The sequence below is a fragment of the Segatella sp. genome (genome assembly GCF_977051555.1).
On record NZ_CDRSSE010000086.1, the window covers coordinates 1 to 15,770 of the forward strand.

At 42.9% G+C, this 15,770-nt stretch carries 21 protein-coding genes and 1 pseudogene; all 22 read right to left on the reverse strand.

The genetic code is table 11. From position 1 onward, the window contains the following. Positions 1 to 192, reverse strand: a pseudogene (locus tag ACWJAO_RS13205) (50S ribosomal protein L6); the annotation flags it as partial. Positions 193 to 206: 14 nt separating this feature from the next. Continuing rightward, the gene (gene rpsH / locus ACWJAO_RS13210; protein WP_006848822.1) at positions 207 to 602 is read right to left on the reverse strand and encodes a 30S ribosomal protein S8; all 396 of its coding nucleotides are present in this window, start codon (positions 600 to 602) and stop codon (positions 207 to 209) included. Positions 603 to 676: 74 nt separating this feature from the next. After that, positions 677 to 979 (reverse strand): 30S ribosomal protein S14, encoded by a 303-nt coding sequence (rpsN, locus tag ACWJAO_RS13215; protein ID WP_006848823.1) that lies wholly within the window; start codon positions 977 to 979, stop codon positions 677 to 679. 5 nt (positions 980 to 984) lie between these two features. Next, the gene (rplE, locus tag ACWJAO_RS13220; protein WP_022122149.1) at positions 985 to 1,539 is read right to left on the reverse strand and encodes a 50S ribosomal protein L5; all 555 of its coding nucleotides are present in this window, start codon (positions 1,537 to 1,539) and stop codon (positions 985 to 987) included. Continuing rightward, positions 1,539 to 1,856 carry a 50S ribosomal protein L24 gene (rplX, locus tag ACWJAO_RS13225; RefSeq protein ID WP_006848825.1) on the reverse strand — a complete coding sequence of 106 codons (318 nt, stop codon included), beginning with the start codon at positions 1,854 to 1,856 and terminating at the stop codon, positions 1,539 to 1,541. The genes rplE and rplX overlap by 1 nt, the downstream gene beginning before the upstream one ends. Before the next feature lie 20 nt (positions 1,857 to 1,876). Continuing rightward, a complete protein-coding gene (gene rplN / locus ACWJAO_RS13230) occupies positions 1,877 to 2,242 on the reverse strand; it encodes a 50S ribosomal protein L14 (protein ID WP_006848826.1) in 366 nt (121 codons plus the stop codon). Between the two features lie 2 nt (positions 2,243 to 2,244). Continuing rightward, positions 2,245 to 2,511, reverse strand: a complete 267-nt coding sequence (gene rpsQ / locus ACWJAO_RS13235) for a 30S ribosomal protein S17 (protein WP_006848827.1) — start codon at positions 2,509 to 2,511, stop codon at positions 2,245 to 2,247. 2 nt (positions 2,512 to 2,513) lie between these two features. After that, on the reverse strand, positions 2,514 to 2,708 hold the full coding sequence (rpmC, locus tag ACWJAO_RS13240) for a 50S ribosomal protein L29 (RefSeq protein ID WP_006848828.1): 195 nt from the start codon (positions 2,706 to 2,708) through the stop codon (positions 2,514 to 2,516). 2 nt (positions 2,709 to 2,710) lie between these two features. Beyond that, positions 2,711 to 3,139 carry a 50S ribosomal protein L16 gene (gene rplP / locus ACWJAO_RS13245; protein ID WP_006848829.1) on the reverse strand — a complete coding sequence of 143 codons (429 nt, stop codon included), beginning with the start codon at positions 3,137 to 3,139 and terminating at the stop codon, positions 2,711 to 2,713. 16 nt (positions 3,140 to 3,155) lie between these two features. Further along, positions 3,156 to 3,887, reverse strand: coding sequence for a 30S ribosomal protein S3 (rpsC, locus tag ACWJAO_RS13250; RefSeq protein WP_006848830.1), 732 nt, complete (start codon positions 3,885 to 3,887; stop codon positions 3,156 to 3,158). A gap of 9 nt (positions 3,888 to 3,896) precedes the next feature. Continuing rightward, positions 3,897 to 4,301 carry a 50S ribosomal protein L22 gene (gene rplV, locus ACWJAO_RS13255; RefSeq protein WP_006848831.1) on the reverse strand — a complete coding sequence of 135 codons (405 nt, stop codon included), beginning with the start codon at positions 4,299 to 4,301 and terminating at the stop codon, positions 3,897 to 3,899. Between the two features lie 35 nt (positions 4,302 to 4,336). Then, positions 4,337 to 4,603, reverse strand: coding sequence for a 30S ribosomal protein S19 (gene rpsS, locus ACWJAO_RS13260; protein ID WP_006848832.1), 267 nt, complete (start codon positions 4,601 to 4,603; stop codon positions 4,337 to 4,339). 10 nt (positions 4,604 to 4,613) lie between these two features. Next, positions 4,614 to 5,441 (reverse strand): 50S ribosomal protein L2, encoded by an 828-nt coding sequence (gene rplB, locus ACWJAO_RS13265; protein WP_295407127.1) that lies wholly within the window; start codon positions 5,439 to 5,441, stop codon positions 4,614 to 4,616. An 8-nt stretch (positions 5,442 to 5,449) separates the two neighbouring features. Continuing rightward, a complete protein-coding gene (gene rplW / locus ACWJAO_RS13270) occupies positions 5,450 to 5,743 on the reverse strand; it encodes a 50S ribosomal protein L23 (protein ID WP_006848834.1) in 294 nt (97 codons plus the stop codon). 17 nt (positions 5,744 to 5,760) lie between these two features. Next, positions 5,761 to 6,390, reverse strand: a complete 630-nt coding sequence (gene rplD / locus ACWJAO_RS13275; protein WP_089543926.1) for a 50S ribosomal protein L4 — start codon at positions 6,388 to 6,390, stop codon at positions 5,761 to 5,763. Then, the gene (gene rplC, locus ACWJAO_RS13280; RefSeq protein WP_022122145.1) at positions 6,390 to 7,004 is read right to left on the reverse strand and encodes a 50S ribosomal protein L3; all 615 of its coding nucleotides are present in this window, start codon (positions 7,002 to 7,004) and stop codon (positions 6,390 to 6,392) included. The genes rplD and rplC overlap by 1 nt, the downstream gene beginning before the upstream one ends. An 18-nt stretch (positions 7,005 to 7,022) precedes the next feature. Beyond that, a complete protein-coding gene (gene rpsJ, locus ACWJAO_RS13285) occupies positions 7,023 to 7,328 on the reverse strand; it encodes a 30S ribosomal protein S10 (protein ID WP_006283658.1) in 306 nt (101 codons plus the stop codon). Between the two features lie 112 nt (positions 7,329 to 7,440). Beyond that, positions 7,441 to 9,555, reverse strand: a complete 2,115-nt coding sequence (gene fusA, locus ACWJAO_RS13290; RefSeq protein WP_144152554.1) for an elongation factor G — start codon at positions 9,553 to 9,555, stop codon at positions 7,441 to 7,443. Positions 9,556 to 9,582: 27 nt separating this feature from the next. Further along, positions 9,583 to 10,059, reverse strand: coding sequence for a 30S ribosomal protein S7 (gene rpsG, locus ACWJAO_RS13295; protein WP_449140590.1), 477 nt, complete (start codon positions 10,057 to 10,059; stop codon positions 9,583 to 9,585). Positions 10,060 to 10,238: 179 nt separating this feature from the next. Next, positions 10,239 to 10,619 carry a 30S ribosomal protein S12 gene (gene rpsL, locus ACWJAO_RS13300; protein ID WP_006848839.1) on the reverse strand — a complete coding sequence of 127 codons (381 nt, stop codon included), beginning with the start codon at positions 10,617 to 10,619 and terminating at the stop codon, positions 10,239 to 10,241. Positions 10,620 to 10,863: 244 nt separating this feature from the next. Beyond that, on the reverse strand, positions 10,864 to 11,190 hold the full coding sequence (locus ACWJAO_RS13305) for a DUF3467 domain-containing protein (protein WP_449140591.1): 327 nt from the start codon (positions 11,188 to 11,190) through the stop codon (positions 10,864 to 10,866). Between the two features lie 237 nt (positions 11,191 to 11,427). After that, on the reverse strand, positions 11,428 to 15,762 hold the full coding sequence (gene rpoC / locus ACWJAO_RS13310; RefSeq protein WP_287819544.1) for a DNA-directed RNA polymerase subunit beta': 4,335 nt from the start codon (positions 15,760 to 15,762) through the stop codon (positions 11,428 to 11,430). Positions 15,763 to 15,770 lie beyond the last annotated feature (8 nt).

The window sequence follows — 15,770 nt, forward strand, 5'->3', positions numbered from 1 at the left end:
AATATTTACAGGACTATTTTCATCGATTTCAAAGCTAATATGACCATCTGCATTATTAAACTTGATAGATGGATCAATCCACTGAGAAAGTTCACCCTTAGGGCCCTTTACTGTACAAACATGAGAAGTCTCATCATAGTTTACAGTAACACCTGCAGGGATACTAATTGGCAATTTTCCTATTCTAGACATATAAAAGCCTCCAATTAATAAATATAGCAAAGAACCTCGCCACCGATCTTAAGATCAGAAGCTTCTTTGTCTGTCATTACACCTTTGGATGTAGATAAGATTGCAATACCTAATCCGTTAATAACTCTTGGCATGTCCTTGTAACCGGTATACTTACGCAAACCTGGAGTTGACACGCGCTTCAAACACTTGATAGCGTTTTGCTTTGTAGTTGGGTTGTACTTCAAGGCAACCTTAATTGAGCCCTGAGGACCATCCTCTACAAACTTGTAATTGAGGATGTAACCTTTCTCGAAGAGGATCTTAGTGATCTCTTTCTTCAAGTTAGACGCAGGAACTTCTACAACACGGTGATGAGCCATGATTGCATTTCTGAGTCTTGTCAGATAATCTGCTATTGGATCTGTCATAAAATATAAATGTTTAATTAATCGGGACTACCCCGACAATATTAAATAAAAAAATATTCTTACCTTTGAAAGGATTACCAGCTAGCCTTCTTTACACCAGGAATCAAACCAGCAGAAGCCATCTCACGGAACTGGATACGAGAAATACCGAACTGACGGATATAACCCTTTGGACGACCAGTAATCTTGCAACGATTGTGAAGACGGATTGGGTTTGCATTCTTAGGGATAGCCTGAAGCTTACGAGCTGCCTCGTATGCTTCGGCTGGATCATTAGAAGTTGCAATAATCTTTTTCAGTGCTTCGCGCTTTTCAGCGTAACGAGCTACAAGCTTTGCACGCTTAACCTCGCGAGCTTTCATTGATTCTTTTGCCATATCTCTTAATCTTTATTTGCGTTCTTGAATGGAAGACCAAAGGCCTTCAAAAGAGCAAAACCTTCTTCATCAGTCTTAGCTGTTGTAACGAAGGTAATATTCATGCCCTGAATACGATCAATCTCATCGATATTAATCTCAGGGAAGATAATCTGCTCTGTGATACCTAATGTATAGTTACCACGACCATCAAACTTGCTCTCAATACCCTTGAAGTCGCGAATACGAGGAAGAGAAACACGAACGAGCTTCTCCAAGAACTCGTACATACGCTCACGACGCAATGTTACCATAACACCGATAGGCATCTTCTTACGAAGCTTGAAGTTTGCAATATCCTTTTTAGAATATGTAGCAACAGCCTTCTGACCGGTGATAGCAGTAATCTCATTGATTGCTACATCAACAATTTTCTTGTCCTGAGTAGCATCACCAAGACCCTGATTGATGACAATCTTCTTCAATACTGGAATCTCCATAGCTGAAGAGTAGTTGAACTGCTTCTGAAGAGCAGGAGCGATTGTCTCCTTATATACTTTCTTTAACTGTGCTGTATCCATTACTTGATTTCCTCCCCTGACTTTTTAGCGATGCGAACAACGTTTTTACCCTCATGCTTGATAGCAACACGAGTAGCCTTGCCACTCTTAGGATCAATCAAACTCAAATTTGAGATATGAATAGGAGCCTCCTGCTTAACAATACCTCCCTGAGGATTCTTAGCAGATGGCTTAGTGCTCTTAGAAACCATGTGCACACCTTCTACGATAGCACGGTTCTCCTCAACGAGGACCTTAAGCACCTTACCAGTTTTGCCCTTATCTGCACCGGCAATAACGATAACGGTATCGTCTTTCTTAATATGTAACTTACTCATTACTTCTTACTTTTTAAATATTAAAGAACCTCAGGTGCTAAAGAAACGACTTTCATATTTACTGCACGAAGCTCACGAGCAACAGGACCGAAGATACGGCTACCACGAAGCTCACCTGCATTGTTAAGCAATACACAAGCGTTGTCATCGAAACGGATGTAAGAACCATCTGCACGACGAATTTCCTTCTTTGTGCGAACAATCAAAGCCTTTGATACTGCACCCTTCTTCAAATCACTTGATGGGATAACGTTCTTGACTGCAACAACAATAACGTCACCAACGCTAGCGTAACGACGGCCTGTACCACCGAGAACTCGAATGCAAAGAGCCTCACGAGCACCGCTGTTATCACATACTGTAAGTCTTGATTCAGTCTGTATCATAATTACTTAGCTTTTTCAACAATTTGTACTAATCTCCATCTCTTTGTCTTAGACAGAGGACGAGTCTCCATGATCATAACTGTATCACCTACGTTAGCCTCATTATTCTCGTCATGTGCATGGTACTTCTTTGTCTTCTGGACAAATTTACCATAAATAGGGTGCATCTCCTTGAACTTAGCCGCAATAACAATGGTTTTATCCATCTTGTTGCTAATAACAACACCCTGTCTTACTTTTCTTAAATTTCTTGTTTCCATCTGGACCATTATTATTTGTTAAGTTCTCTCTGACGAAGTTCAGTTTTCATACGTGCAATATCACGACGAGCAACCTTAATCTCTGATGGATTCTCAAGTGGAGTTACATTATGATTGATCTTCTTCTTGTTCAAAGCATCAACAGCTGCCTCCAACTTCTCAACCAATTCTTTGGTCTCGATATTTTTAATTTCTGCAATCTTCATAATTAAGCGTTTTTATCGTAATCACGTCTAACAATAAACTTAGTCTTAACAGGAAGTTTCTGAGCGCAAAGGCGAAGACCTTCTTTTGCAATATCGAAACTAACTCCTTCAACTTCGAAGAGAATTCTACCTGGTGTAACAGGTGCAACCCATCCTGCAGGATCACCCTTACCTTTACCCATACGGACATCAGCAGGCTTGCGAGTGATTGGCTTATCAGGAAAAATTCTAATCCAGACCTGACCTTGACGGTTCATATAGCGGTTCAATGCTACACGAGCTGCCTCAATCTGACGACTATCGATCCACTTTGATTCAAGAGTTTTGATACCAAAAGAACCGAAAGCCAATTGTGTACCTCTGTGAGCGTTGCCTTTGTTGCCACGACCATCTTGAGGTCTTCTATATTTTACTCTTTTTGGCTGTAACATGATAGCTTTCTAAAATTTAACGGTTATTGTTTCTTTTACGATTACCACCACGGTTGTTAGAGCGACCGTTACCACGGTTGTTGCTCTTATTGTCCTGTGAGAAGTTTGGAGTAAGATCAGCCTTACCATAAACCTCACCACGGCAAATCCAAACCTTAATACCAAGCAAACCTACCTTTGTAAGTGCCTCGCACTGGCAGTAGTCGATGTCTGCGCGGAATGTATGAAGAGGAGTACGACCCTCTTTGTACATCTCTTTACGTGCCATTTCAGCACCATTCAGACGACCTGTAATCTGTACCTTGATACCCTCAGCGCCAGCACGCATGGTGTTAGCAACTGCCATCTTGATAGCGCGACGATAAGCAATCATGTGCTCAATCTGAGTCGCAATATTCTTACCAACGATAGTAGCATCAAGTTCAGGCTTTTTAACCTCGAAGATGTTGATCTGAATATCTTTCTTATAAAGCTTCTTCAACTCTTCCTTCAACTTATCTACATCCTGACCACCTTTACCAATGACAATACCTGGACGGGCTGTACAAATAGTAATGGTAACAAGTTTCAATGTACGTTCGATAATAATACGAGAAATGCTTGCTTTAGCAAGACGCTCGTTAAGATACTTACGGATTTTCTGATCCTCAACGAGGTTATCACCGAAGTTCTTACCACCGAACCAATTTGAATCCCAACCACGGATAACACCAAGTCGGTTACTAATCGGATTAACTTTCTGTCCCATTCTACTTAATTATTTTTCGTCATTAGTTTTTGCATCAACAAAAAGAGTTACATGGTTAGAACGCTTACGAATTCTATAACCACGACCCTGTGGTGCAGGTCTCATACGTTTCATTGTAACGCCTTCGTCAACGAAGACCTTACTGATATAAAGCTCACCGTCTTCAGCCTTGCGATTATTCTTAGCTTCCCAGTTAGCGATAGCTGAACGAAGTAATTTCTCTACATCAGCTGATGCCTGCTTCTTAGAGAAGCGAAGTACTCCGAGTGCACGGTTAACCTCCATACCACGAATCATGTCTACTACATAGCGCATCTTACGTGGAGAAGAAGGAACGCCTACCAACTTTGCGAAGTACAAGTTTTTACGGGCTTCTTTCAATTTCTCAGCCGCAATATGTTTTCTTGCTCCCATTATTTACTTAAATTTTAAATGGTTTAACCCTTAGCTTACTTTCTGTTACCAGAGTGACCGCCAAAGCGACGTGTTGGAGCAAACTCTCCAAGCTTGTGGCCAACCATATTCTCTGTAACATAAACAGGGATAAATTTGTTACCGTTATGAACTGCAACAGTATGTCCTACGAAATCAGGAGATATCATTGAAGCTCTAGCCCATGTCTTAACAACATTCTTCTTGCCACTCTCGTTCATAGCGAGAATCTTCTTCTCGAGAGAAACGTTGATGTATGGACCTTTTTTAAGTGAACGACTCATAATTTACTCTTTATTTTTTGTTAGCTCTTTCGATAATATACTTGTTAGAAAGTTTCTTAGGTGCGCGAGTCTTAAGACCCTTAGCGTACAAGCCCTTACGTGAACGTGGGTGACCACCACTCTGGCGACCTTCACCACCACCCATTGGGTGATCAACAGGGTTCATAACAACACCACGGTTGTGTGGACGACGACCCAACCAGCGTGAGCGACCAGCCTTACCAGACTGCTCAAGTGCGTGGTCAGAGTTACCAACACTACCAACTGTAGCCTTACAAGCACTCAAAATCTGGCGTGTTTCACCAGAAGGGAGCTTAATTACACAATAACTGCCCTCACGAGAAGTCAACTGAGCAAAATTACCAGCCGAACGAACCAACAAAGCACCCTGACCAGGACGCAACTCGATGTTGTGGATCACTGTACCTACAGGGATGTTTGCCAAAGGAAGACAGTTACCAATCTCAGGAGCAGCCTCTGCACCTGACATCAAAGTAGCGCCTACCTGAAGTCCGTTAGGAGCAATAATGTAACGTTTTTCACCATCAGCGTAGAAAAGCAATGCGATACGAGCCGAACGGTTTGGATCGTACTCGATTGTCTTAACAACTGCTGGAACACCATCTTTCTCACGTTTGAAGTCGATTAAACGATACTTCTGCTTGTGACCACCGCCAATGTAGCGAACGGTCATCTTACCGGTGTTGTTTCGACCGCCGGTAGAACGTTTACCGTAAACGAGAGACTTCTCTGGCACGGATGCAGTAATATCCTCGAACGTGCCAATAACCTTGTGTCTTTGACCCGGAGTAACCGGTTTTAATTTACGTACTGCCATTTTTTATTTTAAATATTGCTGTAAAAATCAATTGTATCGCCCTCCTTAAGAGTAACGATTGCCTTCTTGAACGCATTCTTCTGACCCTTAACAAGACCTGCCTTTGTATAACGGGCAGAGCGCTTGCCAGCGTAACGAATAGTGTTCACGTCAACTACTGTAACATTATACAGACTCTCAACTTCCTTCTTAATCTCGAGCTTATTAGCCTCAGGACGAACAACGAAGCCATAGCGGTTAGGCTGCTTGTCTGTAATCTTGGTCATCTTCTCAGTAACCAATGGTTTGATAATAAATGCCATATTCTAATATCTCCTTTTTACTTTGTTAAGATCTGGTCGATAGTCTCCAGCGACTTTTCAGTAATCACTACTACATCAGCGTTCAAAACTTTGTACGAATTGACGTTAGATGCGAGGATAACCTCAGCGCGCTGTAAGTTACGTGCAGACAAATATACGTTTTTATTTGATTCTGGCAAAACGAAGAGTACCTTTTTGCCCTCAATTTTAAGATTCTTAAGAACACTTAAGAATTCTTTAGTCTTTGGAGCCTCAAAAGTGAAATCTTCCAACATCACGATTGCGCTCTCCTGTGCCTTATAAGACAAAGCAGACTTACGAGCAAGAATCTTTACTTTCTTGTTGAGCTTGAAGCGGTAATCACGTGGCTTAGGACCAAATACGCGAGCACCACCTACGAGTACAGGTGAGTTAATATCACCACGGCGAGCACCGCCGCCGCCCTTCTGACGACCAAGCTTACGAGTAGAACCGCTCATCTCGCTTCTCTCCTTAGACTTAGCTGTACCCTGACGCTGGTTAGCGAGATACTGCTTTACGTCGAGGTAGAGAACGTGATCGTTAGGCTCAATGCCGAAGACTGCATCATTAAGAGCTACCTTGCGGCCGGTCTCCTGACCTTTGATATCTAATACGCTAACTTCCATTATTTCTCAATTAAAACAGTTGAACCTTTGCATCCAGCGAAAGAACCCTTAACAATAAGAAGATTCTGCTCTGGAATTACCTTTAACACCTGAAGGTTCTGAGTTGTAACTCTGTCACCTCCCATTTGGCCGCCCATGCGCATACCCTTGAATACCTTTGCAGGGTAAGAACAAGCACCAATAGATCCCGGCTTACGAGCGCGGTCATCCTGACCGTGAGTAGACTGACCTACACCACCGAATCCGTGACGCTTAACAACGCCCTGGAAGCCTTTACCCTTTGATGTACCAATTACATCAACGAACTTGCAATCGTTGAAGATTTCAACTGTAATTGTGTCACCGAGGTTGTACTCCTCATCAAACTTGAACTCGGCCAAGTGCTTCTTAGGTGTTGTGCCTGCCTTCTTGAAGATTCCCATCATAGGCTGAGAAGTACGCTTCTCCTTTGCCTCTTCGAAACCTAACTGATAAGCCTTGTAACCATCCTTTTCTACAGTTTTCACCTGGGTTACAACACAAGGACCTACTTCGATAACAGTGCACGGAATATTCTTACCGTCGGCACTGAAAACGGATGTCATTCCGATTTTCTTTCCAATTAATCCTGGCATTTCAATTTAATTTAAAAATTAGACTTTGATTTCTACTTCTACACCACTTGGCAATTCAAGCTTCATCAAGGCATCAACTGTCTTAGCTGTTGAGCTGTAGATGTCAATGAGACGCTTGAAATCTGAGAGCTGGAACTGCTCGCGAGACTTCTTGTTAACGAAAGTACTGCGGTTTACAGTAAAAATACGCTTGTGTGTTGGCAATGGAATAGGACCACTAACGATAGCGCCTGTTGCCTTTACAGCCTTCACAATCTTCTCAGCTGACTTGTCAACCAACTGGTGGTCGTAAGACTTCAGCTTAATTCTGATTTTCTGACTCATTTTTAAAATTAAGTTATTATTATATAAATTATTTAGTCTAATGGAAGAAGAGGTACGCTGCTTAAGAGTCATTCGCTAAGCAGCGCCTCATCTTACCGTTATTTCTTTGTTATTAAAGAAGATCAGCATGACCCTTAACCTCCTCCAACACAGCCTTAGCAATTGTTGAAGAAAGAGGTGCATGATGATCGTACTCCATAGAACTTGTTGCACGACCAGAAGTGATAGTACGCAAAGCTGTTACATAACCGAACATCTCAGCCAATGGAACCATTGCCTTTACGATGCGAGCACCGCTACGGCCTTCCTCCATACCCTGAACGAGACCACGGCGCTTGTTCAAGTCACCGATTACGTCACCCATGTTCTCTTCTGGAGTAACAACCTCTACCTTCATGATAGGCTCCATCAAAACTGGACCAGCCTTAGGGCAAAGTACCTTGAATGCCTGATGTGCTACCAACTCGAATGACAACTGGTCAGAGTCAACTGGGTGGAAGCTACCATCGGTCAAAGTCACCTTCAAACCTGTCATTGGGAAACCACCGAGTACACCATTTGACAAGCAATCAGCAAAGCCCTTCTGTACAGATGGGATGAATTCCTTAGGAACGTTACCACCCTTAACCTCGTTGATGAACTGCAAGTCGCCTTCCTTGTAATCCTCGTCCTTAGGACCGATGGTTACATCGATACAAGCGAACTTACCGCGACCACCAGACTGCTTCTTATAAGTTTCACGGCTCTGAGCAGTCTTAGTGATAGCCTCCTTGTAGTTAACCTGAGGCTTACCCTGATTACACTCAACCTTGAACTCACGCTTCAAACGGTCGATGATGATATCCAAGTGGAGCTCACCCATACCAGAAATAATTGTCTGACCGCTCTGCTCGTCTGTACGAACTGTGAAGGTTGGATCCTCCTCAGCCAACTTAGCAAGACCATTATCCATCTTAGCGATGTCTGCCTGGCTCTTTGGCTCTACTGCGATAGAAATCACAGTATCAGGGAATGTCATAGACTCCAAAACGATTGGGTGTTCCTCATCACAGAGTGTATCACCTGTACGGATATCCTTGAAACCTACACCTGCACCGATATCACCAGCATCGATAGAATCCATTGGGATTTCCTGTTTAGAGTTCATCTGGAACAGACGGCTGATACGCTCGCGCTTGCCAGAACGTGGGTTGTAAACATAAGAACCAGCAACGACCTTACCTGAGTAAACACGGAAGAATACCAAGCGGCCCATGAATGGGTCAGTAGCAATCTTAAATGCGAGAGCAGATGTTGGTTCATCCTCAGATGGTTTACGATCCTCTTCCTCCTCTGTATCAGGGTTAGTACCGATGATATTTGGAGTATCCATTGGTGAAGGCAAGAATGCACATACATAGTCGAGCAATGGCTGAACACCCTTGTTCTTGTATGAAGAACCGAGCAACATTGGGCAGCACTCCATAGCACAGCAACCCTTACGGATAGCAGCAAGAATCTTTTCTTCTGGAATATCCTTACCATCGAGATAAAGTTCCATAACCTCATCATCGAAGTTTGCAGCACCCTCAAGGAGCTTATCACGCCACTCAGCAGCCTCGTCAGCCAAGTCTGCAGGGATTTCCTCTATATCATACTCAGCACCCATAGTCTCATCGTGCCAAAGAATAGCCTTCATCTTAATGAGGTCAACTACACCCTTGAAGTTCTCCTCTGCACCAATAGGAATCTGAATAGCAATTGGATTAGCGCCCAAGATATCCTTCATCTGCTGAACTGTCTCGAAGAAGTTAGCACCAGAACGGTCCATCTTGTTTACATAACCGATACGAGGTACATTATACTTATCAGCCTGACGCCATACTGTCTCAGACTGTGGCTGAACACCATCAGCTGCAGAATATGTAGCAACAGCACCATCAAGTACACGGAGAGAACGCTCAACCTCAGCAGTGAAGTCAACGTGTCCCGGAGTATCGATCAAGTTGATCTTATAAGACTTACCGAGATAGTTCCAGTTACAAGTTGTAGCTGCAGAAGTGATAGTAATACCACGCTCCTGCTCCTGGGCCATCCAGTCCATTGTAGCAGCACCATCGTGTACCTCACCAATCTTATGAGTCTTACCTGTATAGAACAAAATACGCTCAGAAGTTGTTGTCTTACCAGCATCGATATGCGCCATGATACCGATGTTACGAGTCAAATGTAAATCGCGATTTGCCATTTTCTTTTAACTATATTATATATTAAATTAGAATCTAAAGTGAGCGAACGCACGGTTAGCCTCAGCCATACGATGCATATCCTCCTTACGCTTAAATGCACCACCCTGATTATTAAAAGCATCCATAATCTCTGCAGCAAGCTTATCAGCCATAGTCTTACCACCGCGCTTACGTGCAAAAAGAATAAGATTCTTCATAGAAATACTTTCCTTACGATCAGGACGAATCTCTGTAGGAACCTGGAAGGTTGCACCACCGATACGACGGCTCTTAACCTCTACCTGAGGAGTAATATTATCAAGTGCCTGCTTCCAGATTTCAAGAGCAGGCTTTTCCTCGTTAGACATCTTAGCCTTTACAATGTCAAGTGCATTGTAGAAAATCTCATAAGATGTATTCTTCTTTCCATCATACATCAAATGATTTACGAACTTTGAGACCTTCTGGTCATTGAAGACTGGATCTGGAAGGATCACTCTCTTCTTTGGTTTTGCTTTTCTCATTTTAAATAAAACTTTTTAAATTCTGCATGGGGCTGTATAATGTTCTTCAACGCTCGCACCCGAGCATTTACTCAACCTGATTACTTCTCCAGCAAAACTTTTATTAAATATTTTAACCCCAACTCCCGACCTTCTCCGACCGTGAGTCTGCGGTTTTGTCTAAAATTAAAGAAGCTATATTACTTCTTTGCCTTAGGGCGCTTAGCTCCGTACTTAGAACGACGCTGTGTACGATTCGCAACACCTGCAGTATCAAGTGTACCACGGACAATGTGATAACGTACACCAGGAAGGTCCTTTACACGACCACCGCGAACCAAAACAATTGAGTGTTCCTGCAAGTTGTGACCCTCTCCTGGAATATAAGAGTTTACTTCCTTTGAGTTTGTCAAACGTACACGTGCAACTTTACGCATTGCTGAATTAGGCTTCTTAGGAGTTGTTGTATAAACACGAACACAAACACCACGACGCTGAGGACAAGAATCCAAAGCTGGTGACTTGCTCTTGTCTACAAGAACTCGTCTGCCTTTTCTTACTAACTGTGAAATAGTAGGCATAATTTTACTTTTTAATTTATATATTTATTTTTATTTATTGTCTTATTTCGATGTAAGCCACTACTTTATAGAGCCTTTTCGGGGTGCAAAGGTACGATTTTTTCGGCAAACTACCTAAATATTAAGGAGACTTTTAAAAAACGAAGGCTAGTTTTAACTTTATATAACTATTAAAAACGAATATTATAAAGAAAAAAGCGGTATTTAGCAGAGAATTTAGTCTTAGTATGTATGTTGTAGTACATTATGCCTCACCCTTTGGGGTGCCGAATGGAGCGATTGTACGTTCTTGCTCATCAGACAACTTAATTTTACAGAAGGACTGCTCGTAGTTATAAATATTGCTCTGCAATGCCTGGAGCAATCGCTTAGCATGCTCAGGTGCCATGATAACGCGACTCTTGATCTGAGGTGCAGGCATGCCAGGAAGTGCACATGCAAAATCCAAAATGAAGTCTGAACTAGAATGAGTAATCAGTGCCAAGTTTGAGTATGTACCCTCTGCTACTTCAGGGCTGATGCCCATCTGGAACTGATTCTGCTGCTGTTGATTATTCTTATTTTCTTCCATAATTTTATTAAGTTAAGAGGATTAAACTTTAAATGATAGTGCAAATTTACATATAATTTCTGAAAAAGACGAATAATTTACCACATATTTTTCAAAAAAACATCATAAGACAACAGAAGGGGGAAATCTTAATTTTTTCCTTTTTTCATCTGTTACAGATAATAAAAGGGTGCGCCATAAATTATGACGCACCCTCATTATACCTATTTATATATTATATAGTACTCTATTCTACGATTATTCTCCTATTGGAGAATCAGCATAGTCGAGCACATTTTTCTTATTAGCCTGCATACGCTCATATTCTTCTTTAGAGCCTACGATGAGCTTATCCCACTGACGAAGACCAGTACCTGCAGGAATCAAGTGACCACAGATTACATTCTCCTTCATACCCTCAAGGTAATCAACCTTACCACGGATAGCAGCCTCATTCAAAACCTTAGTAGTTTCCTGGAATGATGCAGCACTCATAAAGCTCTTAGTACCAAGAGCAGCACGAGTAATACCCTGGAGGATCTGTGTAGAAGTTGCAGATACGGCATCACGAACCTGTACAAGTTTCAAGTCGCGACGCTTCAATGCAGAATTCTCATCACGCAATCTACGAGCCGTTATGATCTGACCTGGTTTGAGACTTTCACTATCACCACCGTCAGTAACAACCTTCTTACCCCAGATACGATCATTCTCTTCGGCAAAGTCAAGTTTATCAACCAACTCTTGCTCCAAGAAGGTAGTATCACCTGGATCGTCAATACGAACCTTACGCATCATCTGACGTACCACAACCTCAAAATGCTTATCATTAATAGCCACACCCTGAAGACGGTAAACGTCCTGGATCTGGTTAACAATATACTCCTGAACAGCGGTAGGACCCATGATGGCGAGAATATCGCCAGGAGTTACACTACCATCAGAAAGAGGAGTACCAGCACGTACAGCATCATGTTCCTGTACCAAGATCTGCTTAGAAAGAGATACAAGATACTTCTTCTGATCGCCAGTCTTAGATGTTACGATGATCTCACGGTTGCCACGCTTTACCTTACCCATAGTTACCTCACCATCGATTTCAGATACAACAGCAGGGTTAGAAGGGTTGCGAGCCTCAAGAAGCTCAGTTACACGAGGGAGACCACCAGTGATATCACCTGCACCACCTACAGCACGAGGAATCTTAACCAAAACCTCACCGGTATTAATTGTCTGTCCATCCTCAACAGCCAAGTGACCACCTACAGGGAAGTTGTATGTACCAAGGATTTCACCATTAGCATCGATAACATCACAAGATGGAACCATTGCCTTATTCTTGGAATCGGTGATAATCTTCTCCTCCAAACCTGTAGTCTCATCGACCTCAGCACGATAAGTCTGATCCTTCTGAACGTCATTGAACTTCAATGTACCGGCATACTGGCTGACGATAACGGCATTGAATGGATCCCAACGGGCGATAACGGTATCCTTCTCTACGATTTCACCCTCCTTGTGATACAAAGAAGAACCGTAAGGAACATTCAAAGTTGCAAGAACGATGTTTGTATTAGGATCCACGAAACGGATTTCAGCCAAGTGGCTTACTACCTTTTCGCACTTGATATCGTTGCCTTCCTCGTCTTCCTCTACGAATGGTACTGTGCTCAACTCGTCAAACTCGATACGAGACTTATTCTTCGCGGCAATCTTAGCATTGGCAGCAGCGTTAGATGCAATACCACCGGCGTGGAATGTACGGAGAGTCAACTGAGTACCTGGCTCACCAATAGCTTGAGCAGCGATGACACCAACGGCTTCACCCAACTGTACCATACGGGCTGTTGCCAAGTTACGGCCATAGCACTTCATGCAGACACCCTTTTTGCTCTCACATGTGAGAACAGAACGAATTTCAACACTCTCGATAGGAGATTCATCAATAGCCTTTGCCTTAGCCTCGGTGATTTCTTCACCAGATCTGACAATCAGTTCACCAGTAGTTGGATGAATAACATCATGTACAGATACACGACCCAGAATACGCTCATAAAGAGATGAAATAATCTCATCACCATTCTTTAAAGCTGTACAAACCAAGCCACGCAATGTACCACAATCCTCTTCGGTGATGATAACATCGTGAGAAACGTCTACAAGACGACGAGTCAAATAACCGGCATCGGCAGTCTTCATAGCGGTATCAGCAAGACCCTTACGGGCACCGTGAGAAGCGATAAAGTACTCCAATACAGACATACCCTCCTTAAAGTTAGAAAGGATAGGGTTCTCGATGATCTGCGCGCCCTCTGCACCAGCCTTCTGAGGTTTAGCCATCAAACCACGCATACCAGACAACTGCTTAATCTGATCCTTAGAACCACGGGCTCCGGAATCAAGCATCATGTATACGGCGTTGAATCCCTGGTCAGCTTCGGTCATCTCCTTCATCAAGATATTACCCAAATCTGTATTTACGTGAGTCCACGCATCAATAACCTGGTTGTATCGTTCCTTGTTGGTGATGAAACCCATATTATAGTTATTGGTAATTTCCTCAACCTCCTTGCGACCGCGCTCAACAATAGCTTCCTTCTCTGGTGGAATAATAATATCACCAAGGTTGAATGACAATCCTGCGACATAAGCCATACGATAACCTAAGTTCTTGATTCCATCGAGGAATTCACAAGCCTTAGCCATACCAACAGCCTTGATAACATTAGAAATCAAACCACGGAGGGTTTTCTTGGAAATCACATCATTGAAGAAGCCAACTTCATCAGGAATGATACCATTAACGATGACACGTCCAACAGAAGTTTCTACCATTCGCTTCTGGATTGTACCATCAACCAAGTCGTCAACTACAACCTTAATCAAAGCATGAAGATCACATCGGCCCTCGTTACGAGCAATCAATGCCTCTTCGGGACCATAGAATGTCAAGCCCTCACCCTTTGCACCTGGACGAATCTTAGTAATATAGTAAAGACCAAGCACCATATCCTGAGAAGGAACGGTGATAGGCGCACCATTAGCTGGGTTGAGAATGTTATGACTCTGAAGCATCAGGATTTGAGCCTCCAAAACAGCCTCATTGCTCAATGGAAGGTGAACAGCCATCTGGTCACCATCGAAGTCGGCGTTGAACGCTGTACATGCCAATGGATGCAACTGAATAGCCTTACCCTCAATCATCTTAGGCTGGAATGCCTGGATACCGAGTCGGTGAAGCGTAGGGGCACGGTTCAACATAACCGGATGACCCTTCATTACATTCTCAAGAATATCCCAGATAACTGGCTCGCGACGATCAACAATCTTCTTGGCACTTTTTACAGTCTTTACGATACCACGCTCTATCAACTTACGGATGATAAATGGTTTGTAAAGCTCTGCAGCCATCAGTTTTGGAAGACCACACTCACCCATCTTCAACTCTGGACCTACAACGATTACAGAACGGGCAGAATAGTCAACACGCTTACCCAGCAAGTTCTGACGGAAACGACCCTGCTTACCCTTTAAAGAGTCAGAGAGTGACTTCAAAGGACGATTGCTCTCACTCTTTACAGCAGAACTCTTGCGTGAGTTGTCGAACAAGCTGTCAACAGCCTCCTGCAACATACGCTTCTCGTTACGGAGAATAACCTCAGGAGCCTTGATTTCAACCAATCTCTTCAAACGGTTGTTACGGATAATCACACGACGATAGAGGTCATTCAAGTCTGATGTTGCAAAACGACCACCATCCAATGGTACCAACGGACGAAGCTCTGGTGGAGTAACAGGAATAATCTTCATGATCATCCATTCTGGCTTGTTAATACCTTTACTAGCACGGAAACCTTCTACAACTTGCAGACGCTTCAGAGCCTCAGTTTTACGCTGCTGACTTGAATCGTTATTTGCGCGATCGCGGAGTTCGTATGACAAAGAGTCAAGGTCTACATTCTGGAGCAACTGATAAATTGCTTCAGCACCCATTTTTGCTATAAACTTATTAGGGTCCGTATCGTCCAAAAGTTCATTGTCACCATTAGGATCATACTGGTCAAGAAGAGCCATATATTCATCTTCTGACAAGAGATCAAGTTTGTGAGAACCGTTCAATTCAAGACCATCAGCATCAGTCTTTCCCTCAAGAATACCAGGCTGGATAACTACATACTTCTCGTAGTAAATGACAGCATCAAGTTTCTTGGTCGGCATACCCAAAAGGTAACCAATCTTATTTGGAAGAGAACGGAAATACCAAATATGAGCAACAGGTACGACAAGCTCAATGTGACCAGAGCGTTCACGACGAACTTTCTTCTCTGTAACCTCTACACCGCATCGGTCGCAGACGATTCCCTTATAACGGATACGCTTGTACTTGCCGCAGGCGCATTCATAGTCCTTAGTAGGACCAAAAATACGCTCACAGAACAAGCCATCACGCTCCGGCTTATATGTACGATAATTAATGGTTTCCGGTTTAGTAACCTCACCATACGAATTTTCCAAGATCTCCTCTGGCGAAGCGAGACCGATGGTAATCTTCGTAAAATTATTCTTTACCTTTGTATCTTTTTTGAAAGCCATGTTTCTAT